This window comes from Achromobacter sp. Marseille-Q0513 (assembly GCF_018195695.1).
Lineage (GTDB): Bacteria > Pseudomonadota > Gammaproteobacteria > Burkholderiales > Burkholderiaceae_B > Achromobacter.
Genome location: NZ_JAGTJY010000229.1, coordinates 1 through 8,410 on the forward strand (window position 1 = coordinate 1; position 8,410 = coordinate 8,410).

General features: G+C 69.4%; 9 protein-coding genes. 7 read left to right on the forward strand and 2 right to left on the reverse strand.

Annotated features, from left to right (window positions below):
* Positions 1-164: 164 nt before the first annotated feature.
* On the reverse strand, positions 165-848 hold the full coding sequence (locus KDH83_RS27680; protein WP_212321621.1) for an SOS response-associated peptidase: 684 nt from the start codon (positions 846-848) through the stop codon (positions 165-167).
* 40 nt (positions 849-888) lie between these two features.
* Entirely contained in the window at positions 889-2,181 is a 1,293-nt protein-coding gene (locus tag KDH83_RS27685; RefSeq protein ID WP_212321622.1) for a site-specific integrase, read from the reverse strand.
* Between the two features lie 166 nt (positions 2,182-2,347).
* Between KDH83_RS27685 and KDH83_RS27690 the strand changes: the two genes are divergently transcribed.
* From KDH83_RS27690 to KDH83_RS27720, 7 genes are all read left to right on the forward strand, one after another.
* Complete coding sequence (locus KDH83_RS27690) at positions 2,348-2,830, forward strand: hypothetical protein (protein WP_212321623.1); 483 nt, start codon at positions 2,348-2,350, stop codon at positions 2,828-2,830.
* Positions 2,827-3,450 (forward strand): pilus assembly protein, encoded by a 624-nt coding sequence (locus tag KDH83_RS27695; protein ID WP_212321624.1) that lies wholly within the window; start codon positions 2,827-2,829, stop codon positions 3,448-3,450. Before KDH83_RS27690 ends, KDH83_RS27695 begins: the two co-directional genes overlap by 4 nt.
* 131 nt (positions 3,451-3,581) lie before the next feature.
* Positions 3,582-4,277 (forward strand): hypothetical protein, encoded by a 696-nt coding sequence (locus tag KDH83_RS27700; protein ID WP_212321626.1) that lies wholly within the window; start codon positions 3,582-3,584, stop codon positions 4,275-4,277.
* A complete protein-coding gene (gene cpaB, locus KDH83_RS27705) occupies positions 4,274-5,131 on the forward strand; it encodes a Flp pilus assembly protein CpaB (RefSeq protein WP_212321629.1) in 858 nt (285 codons plus the stop codon). Before KDH83_RS27700 ends, cpaB begins: the two co-directional genes overlap by 4 nt.
* Before the next feature lie 20 nt (positions 5,132-5,151).
* Positions 5,152-6,501 carry a pilus assembly protein N-terminal domain-containing protein gene (locus KDH83_RS27710; RefSeq protein WP_249205398.1) on the forward strand — a complete coding sequence of 450 codons (1,350 nt, stop codon included), beginning with the start codon at positions 5,152-5,154 and terminating at the stop codon, positions 6,499-6,501.
* Between the two features lie 4 nt (positions 6,502-6,505).
* Positions 6,506-8,188 (forward strand): ATPase, T2SS/T4P/T4SS family, encoded by a 1,683-nt coding sequence (locus KDH83_RS27715; RefSeq protein ID WP_212321634.1) that lies wholly within the window; start codon positions 6,506-6,508, stop codon positions 8,186-8,188.
* The coding region (locus tag KDH83_RS27720; RefSeq protein WP_212321636.1) for a hypothetical protein at positions 8,185-8,410 on the forward strand (226 nt) is incomplete at its 3' end. The genes KDH83_RS27715 and KDH83_RS27720, both read left to right, overlap by 4 nt.

The following is an 8,410-nucleotide window of genomic DNA, read 5'->3' on the forward strand; positions in this document are numbered from 1 at the left end:
AGTAGCGTCAAGACGTCTGGGTTCCAGGGCTGGCGTTCGCGGATCTCGCGCAGCTCGTCGGCAGTGAGGGCGGGGCGGAAAGGCATGGCAAAACACCTGGCTGGGTATCCAGTGTAATCCGGCAGTGTCCTATTGCAATTTGGCCCCGGTTTCAGTTTTTAGGGTCAGATTGGTGGCGCTGGATCGATCGCATCCGGCATCTGGTATTTCGAGTTGCCGACTTCGGGGCGAACCGGATGCCACTGAAACGCCGTTTCCGGCAGGCCGTGCTGCAGCAGCTCCAGAGCCTGCGTCACGGGGAAATCGGGGTCTAGCCAGTGGATGGCCAGGTCGGCCGGTAGCGCAACAGGCCGGCGGTCGTGAACGTCGACCATGCCGCCGGCTGAATCGTCGGTGACGATCGCAAAGCCGTGGGCCTCGTCCTTTTCCGTCCCCGGCCGCCAATTGCTCAGGCCGGCGAAGAACAGCGGGGCGCTGTCGGCCGCATGGATGAAATACGGTTGCTTCGGTGGCTTCGGGCTGCTGTCGAGCGCTTGCCACTCATACCACCCGTCCGCGGGCACAAGGATGCGGCCATGTCCCGTGAGCAGCTTCCAGGGCCATTTGTTGGCCTGGATCTTGTCCAACCTGGCATTCGACATCAGGTATTTCGAGCCAGACGGCCGCCATCCCCAATGCTGCCGGTCCAAGTCAAAGGCGCCCGCGAGCCGGTGCATTGTCAGCGGGCGCGTGCCCGGCGGGATGTTGTAGCGCGGGCCGGCCGGGTCATCGAAGATTCGATGCAGGTTGGGGAAGATCCGTTCGACATAGTCGAGCGGCCCAGACTTCTGGACGATGCGACCGCACATAGGCGCCTCCTGCCAGGGGGAAGGGCCAGTATAGTGCGGGTCAGGACGCGGCGCGCAGCGGCACAACCTTCGGGCGTCCGGGCTTCAGCTTAACCGGCCCCCAATTGTTCGGGTCGCCGACCAGCTTGGTAAGGTAGGCGCCGAGCATGTCGAACGCCTCGCGGCGCTGGGGCAGCATCTTCTGGCGCTGGTAGACCTTCACCAGCTGCGTTTGCTCGGCATGGTTCAGGCACTTCTCGACCACGTTCTCGGCCACGCCAAGCTCGCCCATGATGGTCGCCCCGGTACGGCGCAGGTCGTGCGTGGTCCACGGGCCGCCGGGTAGCGACAGCTCGCCACGCACGCCCAGGCCCTGGCGCTTGCTGTCGCTCGCTTGGCGCATGGTGGCCTGGTGGCTGAACGCGCGGTATGAGACGTGGCCTATGCCGCCTTTGCCGGGGATCAGGTAGTCGCCGGGCCGTGGTTGCTCGCGCAGCACCGTCAGCCAGTAGAGGGCGAAGTCCGAGAGCTGAATCGTGTGCTCGCGGTTCGACTTGTTCTTGGCGGCCGGAATCGTCCACTCCTGGGCCTCCCAGTCAATCTCGCTTTCCCGCACCGCCGCGATTTCACCAGCGCGCGCCATCGTCGACAGCGCGATCCAATATGCGGCCTGCGCATAGAGTGTCATGCCGGTGGCCGCCAGCAGCTTGTCGCGCAGCATCTTGATTTCGGCCGCGTCCAGCACGCGATCGCGCACCACGTCCTTGCCGCCTACCGACGTCTTCTTGATGAGCGCTGCGGGGTTGGCCTCGATCCATTCACGCTCGGCCGCATAGGCCAGCATCTGCTTGATGTCGATGAGGACGCAGTTGGCCTGTGGGCCTTTCCCAGCGCGCACGAGCGGCGCAAGCAGATCCAGGATTCTGCCCTTGGTCAGCGAGGCGATGCGATCCTGGCCGGCGGCCGCCAAGACATGACGACCCATGCGGGACTTGCAAGCGTAGACGCCCTTGGCATTGCGGCGGTTCGACAGCGAATCCTCGACCCACGTGTTGAACAGCGCCCGCACCGTCTCAGGCCGGCCCTCCACCTTGGAGCCGGGATCGATCCCCTTCTGTAACTGCTGGCGCATCTGGGTGGCTTTCTGCCTGGCCTCTTGTAGCGACACCTCGGGGTAAGGGCCGAGCGATTTCTTGGCCGGCTTGCCGGCGGCGGACGTGTAGCGAAAGATCCAGAGGCGGGAATCATCGGGCCGGATCCGCAGCGACAGGCCGGCGCCGTCAGTGAGCAGGTATTCCTTGTCGCGCGGTTTCGCGGTGGCCACCTTGCGGTCGCTCAGGACGTTTGTTGCCATGCAGGGCCTCCGGGGTACATCTCAGGGTACAAGTCAGCACGCGCTTGGTTGGCCTGGATTGGTACGGGTTTGGACGAAAGCCGTTTTATATCATGGGCTTGAAAATACGGCTGGAGACGAGTGGTACCGGTTGGCACTGGGGAAATGCTATTTTCGCGAGTACGCAATGGGATGGGGCATCGCGCTCGATGGCGCCAGCTCGCCGCCCGCGAGCCTGCGCTACGCGGATGCGCCGCCGGCGGACTTCTCGCAACAGGACTTCTGGCGCTGGGTGCAGGCCTTTGCGGGCTGGGACCTCGTGGCCGGGACGGGCAATCCGCTGGCGAATTCCTACGGCATGGCCCAGGGCCGGCTAGCGGTCGGCTCGGGGCTGCCCGCCTACCACGATGTCGCGCGGTCAAGGCAGGGGCTTCCCCTGCGTTTCACGGTGCAGGCGCGCCTGGCGCCAAAGGACAGAACGGAGATTGCGCATCCGGGCAGTCCGTACGCACGGACCATCGTGGCGTCCAGCACGGCGCAGACCTATTTCGTCCGGCCGTCGCCGAGCCTGGATGGGCGGGACGAGCTTGCCACCTTGTTCCGCCCATATTGGCAGGCCCGGCTGGCCGCTGCCGGACCGGTGGAGGAAGGCCAGGAGGGCAGGCCATGAGGGACGTGTGCCTTCCGCTCGCCGCGCAACGCGGGCAGGCCTTGGTCGAATCCGTGCTGTTGCTGTCCTTGCTGACGTTGTTGCTGCACGCCGCGCTGGGCCTGGGGCGGGCGCAGCTTGCGGCCATGCAGCTGGGCGATGCCAGCCGCAAGGCCGCCATGGCCGCAGCGCGCGGGCAGGCCATGTCCTTGCACGACGCGAGGAATGGCGTGGTCCTGCGCGGCACTGCGCAGGTGGCTCGCGGCGGCTCCGCGTCCGCCGCGAGCCAGTCCTTGCGCAACGATTGGCTGGGCGAGGCCCGACTGGTGCAGGTACGCGCCGATACGATAGTCGCCATGCCGCCGCCGTTTTCCGGCTTGCGCGTCAGTCGCCAGGCCCAGGTGCTGAGCGGGGCGGGGCATGCACGGGATGATGCGGACGCGCAGCGTCGTGTCGGCGCGGCGAACCTGTCGTGGCGGCGGGTATCGCAGGTTTCGCAGGAACGCGCGCGAGCCATGGTTCAACTGCTGGAGACGGCCGAGTCGCCTTGGGGCCGGCCCGCGCCTTCCATGGATTGGCTCGCGGCATGGCATGACGTCGCAACGGCCGACCGCCTGTTCGCGGACGGGGGGCGGCCGTGAGGTTCCTCCTGCCCCGGTTCTTCCTGCCTCGGTGCTTCGCCGCGCCCTGCGCACGGGGCGGCGCCCATCCTGCTTCACTTTTCGGCTCCGTGGCCGAGATATGCCGCTGTGCGCTGGCCGCGACGTTGGCCTTGACGGCTGGCGCGTTGCCCCGCGCGGGCGCCCAGACCGTGCCTGCCTTGTGGCCGGATGCGGCGGCGCGCGGGCTCGTCGCCGATGGCATGGCATCGGCGGCCACGCGGCCCGCAACGCCTGCCGACCTGCAACTGGCCGCCGGCGCCCGGCGGCAGTGGTTGGCCGACCGTCTCTGGCTGTATGGCCAGCCGGCGGGCGTGCTTGTGTTCGATACGCCGCAGGACGTGCCGGAACTCATACGCTCGCTGTCCGGGCAGCAGCCCGCCCTTGTTGATCTGCATGTGTTGTCCGGGCAGGTCTTGCTGTCGGGAAAGGTGGGCGACGCGCAATGGGTGGCGCAGATGGAAGCCGTGGGGGCGAGGCGTACCGTCGGCAGCATTTCCCAGGTCCGGCTTGGCGCGCCGGTCGCGCTTGCGCCGCCCGCGTGGCTGCCCGCGGATGCGAGCCTGAAGCTGGATTTTGAAATCCAGGAAGACGGCCGCCGGGTGCGCGAACAGATCTGGCGCAGCGCCTTGTCTCCGCGTCGGGCGCAGGCCTTGGCGCAGCGCCGCCTGCGCGACGCGGGCTGGCGCGCCGCGCGTGTTCCGACAGGCGCGGCGCAGCGCTGGGAGCGGGACGGCGCGGCATTGCAGTGGACCGCGACCCCGGTGGAACAGGGCAGCGGCATATGGATCAGGAGCTGGACACGATGAAAACCCTGTTGATGCGGGCGTGGCGCCGTTTTGGCGCCTACGGGCTGGCGCTGGCAGCGGCCCTGGCCACGGCCTGGGCGGTGCGCGAGCATGTCGGACAAGGCGAGCCCGAGCCGGTGGCGGCCAACGCGCCCGTCGTCGAACGACTGGTCGCGGCCGAGGACCTGGCGGCGGGCACGCGGCTGGACGAATCGCACTTGCAGCGACGGCAGGTTCCCGCGGCCTGGGCGCCCCGTGCCAGCCTGGATCCGCTGGCGGCGCAAACACTGCTGGGCGCGGTGCTGTCAGCCGATATCGATGCGGGCGAGATCATCCTGCCGGCTCATCTGCTGGGCCAACCCGCCGGGCAGGCGTCGACGGCGCCTGCGGCGCAGCTCGCGCTGCCAGCAGGGATGCGCGCTTTGCATGTGACCGTCGCCGATCTAGGGCCGCTGGCTGGCCGGCTGCGCGTGGGCGACAGCGTCGACGTCTATGCGTCCTTTGCCAGCGACGGCGCGCGCAAGGCCGTCCCGGTGCTGCAGGCGGCCCGGGTCCTGACCGTCAGCGCGCCGGCCGAGGATGGTGTGCCTGACACGGCGAACGCCATGTTGGCGGTCAGTCCCGAGGATGCCCTGCGCTTCGTCGCTGCCCGGCAGGGGGGCATCCTGACCGCCATGCTGCGTCACCGGGACGACGCGGTGGCCGTGCGCGACGAGGGGCCTGCCGATCTGGCCGCCTTGCAGGGCACGCCCGCTGAGTCCGCTCCGGCGGCCGGCGTGGTCATCCTCTACGGGGACCGGCTGGGCGGCACGGCGCCGCGCGGCGCGGGTGACGGAGACGGCGTCGGGGCAGACGGGGGCGCGGCATGGCGCTGAACCGTTATCGGCTGGCCGCCATGCTCGGCCTGTGCGGCTACCTGGCGGGCGTTCAGGCGCAGACCATCCCGGTGGAGCTGGAGGTGGGGGAAAGCCGGGTGCTGTCCCACCCGGGCGTGCGTCGCGTGGCGGTCGGCAACGGGCAGGTATTGCGCGCGGCCGAAGCCGACGGGCAGGAAATCGTCATCTTTGGCCGCGCCGAGGGCGAGTCTTCGGTGCACGTCTGGACGGATGCCGGACGGCCCAGCGCCTATGCGTTCAGAGTCGTGCCGGCAGGCGCCGCGCGCCAACGCGCCGAGGTCGAGGCGCTGCTCGAGCGCATTCCGTCGGCCCGGAGCATGCACGTCGGCGGCAGCATCGTCATCGAAGGCGACGACCTGTCCGACCAGGACCGCGCCCGCATCGCCGCACTGGCCGAGCGTTATCCGTCGGTGCTGGACCTCACGGGACAGGTCGGCTGGGACCGCATGGTGCTGCTGGACGTGCAGGTCGTGGAGATCCCGACCTCGCGTCTGCATGAGTTCGGCCTGAGGTGGGATGGCCTGACGCAAGGCGGGGTGAATGTCGGGCTGGCCTGGGACGGCGGCTCCACGGGCCGTCTGGAGCGGCCCGGCGAAGCGCCGGTCGCCACGAACGGCCCAGTTTCCAGCGCGGCCGGCTATTTCGGCGTCAATGCGCTGCTGTCGGCGCGCCTGGCCTTGCTGGCGCAGCGCGGCGAGGCGGTCATGCTGGCCCAGCCCCAGCTGCTGGCGCGCAGCGGCGCCAGCGCGACCTTTCTTGCCGGCGGCGAATTGCCCTATGTGTCCACCGACGCCAATGGCAGAAACGCCACGGTGTTCAAACCCTATGGCGTATCGCTCAAGATCACGCCGCGCATCGACCGCAACGACGTGATCCGTTCACTGATCGAAGTCGAGGCAAGTTCGGTGGACACCAGCCTGAACCTGCCGGGCGGACCCGCGCTGCGCATGCGCCGCGCGTCCACCGAGTTCAACGTCCGATCCGGCAACACGCTGGTCATCGGTGGTTTTCTGTCGCGCGAGCAGGGCCGGGACGTGAGCGGCCTGCCGGGATTGCTGGACGTGCCTGTACTGGGGGCCTTGTTCGCGTCGCGCCGTTATCAGCTACGCGAAACCGAGCTGGCGATCTTCGTGACGCCGCGCATTGTGTCCGCGCAGGATCCCGGCCTGGCCGAGCGGGCGCGGCGCGGCCGGGACCTGCTCGACGCGGCTTTTCCCGAACCTCCCCGCCTGGGCACGTCGTCCCTGGCCGTCGATCCGGGCCCGGCGGCGGGGTGGGATCCCTACCGCGGCTCCGGGTCCCAATGGGCGGACGTCGCTGCCGTGCGCACGCAGCAGAACCAGGAGTGATGCCATGCTGGATATCGAACTGAGCTTTCCCGATGCCGAGCCTCGCCGGATGAGCCTGCCGTCGCCGGTGCTGGTGGGGCGCGCGCCGCATTGCGGGCTGCGCATCGCCCATTGGCGCGTGGCGCGCAGGCATGCCTGGCTGCGCGCCGTCGAGACGGGCGTGCTGCTGGAAGACCTGGATTCGCTGTCGGGAACCCTGCTCAACGGCGCCAGGGTGGAGCGTCTGGTGGCCGTGCTGCCGGAGGACGATATCTTCATCGGGCCATGCCGCCTGCGGGTGTCGCGTGGCGTGGTCCCTGACGCGCGAGTGCCTGCGGCCACGCCGGCAGGGCCGCGTTCCGGCGCAGCGCCGTTGCCGCGCGAAACCGACATCCTGCCCGAGCCGGCGTTCGCATCCAGGCTGGCGCATCGCCGGCGCCTGCATGCGGCGCTGCTGGAAGCGCTGGATCTGCGGCGGCGCGACCTGGCCGGCGCCAGCGACAGCGCCCTGCGCGCCGAGGCGGGGCGGTTGCTGACGCAGATCGTCGCCGACGACCAGGACATGCCGGCGGGCGTCGACCATGCCGCGCTATGCCAGGAAGTGCTGGACGAGGCCGTGGGCCTGGGGCCGCTGGAGCCCTTGCTGGCCGCCGCCGACGTGACCGAGATCATGGTGAACCGCCACGACGAGATCTATGTCGAGCGGCAGGGTCGCCTGTACCGCCATCCGGCCGCGTTCTCCAGCGAGCAGTCCGTGCGCTGGGCGATCGATCGCGTCGTCACGCCGTTGGGCCGTCGCATCGACGAAGCGGCGCCGATGGTCGACGCCCGGTTGCCGGATGGATCGCGCAGGCACGCCATCATTCCGCCCGCCGCGATCCGGGGCGCGAGCCTGACAATCCGCAAGTTTCCCGGCTGCAGCCTGACGCTCGATGCACTGACGCGCGGCGGTTCGTTGAGCGCGGCCATGGCGGCCTTCCTGGCGTTCAGCGTGCGAGCCCGGCGCAACCTGATCGTCTCGGGCGGCACGGGGTCAGGCAAGACCACGCTGTTGAACGTGCTGTCCAACGAGATCCCCGAGGCCGAGCGCGTGATCACCATCGAAGATGCCGCGGAGCTACGCCTGGAGCACGCGCATCGGGTGGCGCTGGAGGCGCGTCCGCCCAACCCGGAAGGCAAGGGCAGGATCGACATTCGCGAGCTGGTGCGCAATGCGCTGCGCATGCGGCCGGACCGGATCGTCGTCGGCGAATGCCGCGGCGGCGAAGCGTTCGACATGCTCACGGCGATGAATACCGGCCACGAGGGCCCGTTGCCCGCGCTGCAGGCGACCTCGCCGCGCGAGGCGCGGGCGCGCCGGGAGGCCAGGGTGCTGCTGGCCGGGCTGGACCTGCCGCTGGCCGCCGTGCGCGAGCATATCGCCGCCAGCGTCGACCTGATCCTGCAATCGGCGCGCCTGGCCGATGGCAGGCGCCTGGTGACGGCCATTGTTGAACTGACCGGCATCGAAAGCGGCCGCATCCAGCTGCAGGAGCTGTTTCGCTTCGATCGCCGTCACGGATTCGTGGCTTGCGGGGTGTTCCCGGCTTTCGCCCGGGCCGGGAACGAGATCGGAGAGCTGTGCGACCCTGCCTGGTTTCAGGCGCCACCATCCCAGGCGTTCGACGGCGCGCGTCATCCGGGCGGCGACATGTCGGAGCGGCCATGACCGGGATCGCGGCCGGACTGGCCATGTTCTGCGTCGCGCTGTTGGCAGGCCGGATGCTGGCAGCGCGCTGGCGTGGGGCGGCGCGGGCGGTTCCATGGCCCTTGCGCGCCTTGCACCGGGCCCGGATCCGTCGGCGCGCCGCCTTGTTCGAACGTCAGCTGTCCGTGGCCTTGCTGATGCTGAGTTCCTCGCTGCGCGCCGGCGCCGCGCTCAACACGGCGC

Bases quoted from the DNA above. Each gene is read 5' to 3' on its own strand.
- KDH83_RS27690 (WP_212321623.1), top strand. From the start codon at position 2,348: ATGGGATGGGGCATCGCGCTCGATGGCGCCAGCTCGCCGCCCGCGAGC.
- KDH83_RS27685 (WP_212321622.1), bottom strand. From the start codon at position 2,181: ATGGCAACAAACGTCCTGAGCGACCGCAAGGTGGCCACCGCGAAACCG.
- KDH83_RS27680 (WP_212321621.1), bottom strand. From the start codon at position 848: ATGTGCGGTCGCATCGTCCAGAAGTCTGGGCCGCTCGACTATGTCGAA.
- KDH83_RS27715 (WP_212321634.1), top strand. From the start codon at position 6,506: ATGCTGGATATCGAACTGAGCTTTCCCGATGCCGAGCCTCGCCGGATG.
- KDH83_RS27695 (WP_212321624.1), top strand. From the start codon at position 2,827: ATGAGGGACGTGTGCCTTCCGCTCGCCGCGCAACGCGGGCAGGCCTTG.
- KDH83_RS27710 (WP_249205398.1), top strand. From the start codon at position 5,152: ATGCTCGGCCTGTGCGGCTACCTGGCGGGCGTTCAGGCGCAGACCATC.
- cpaB (WP_212321629.1), top strand. From the start codon at position 4,274: ATGAAAACCCTGTTGATGCGGGCGTGGCGCCGTTTTGGCGCCTACGGG.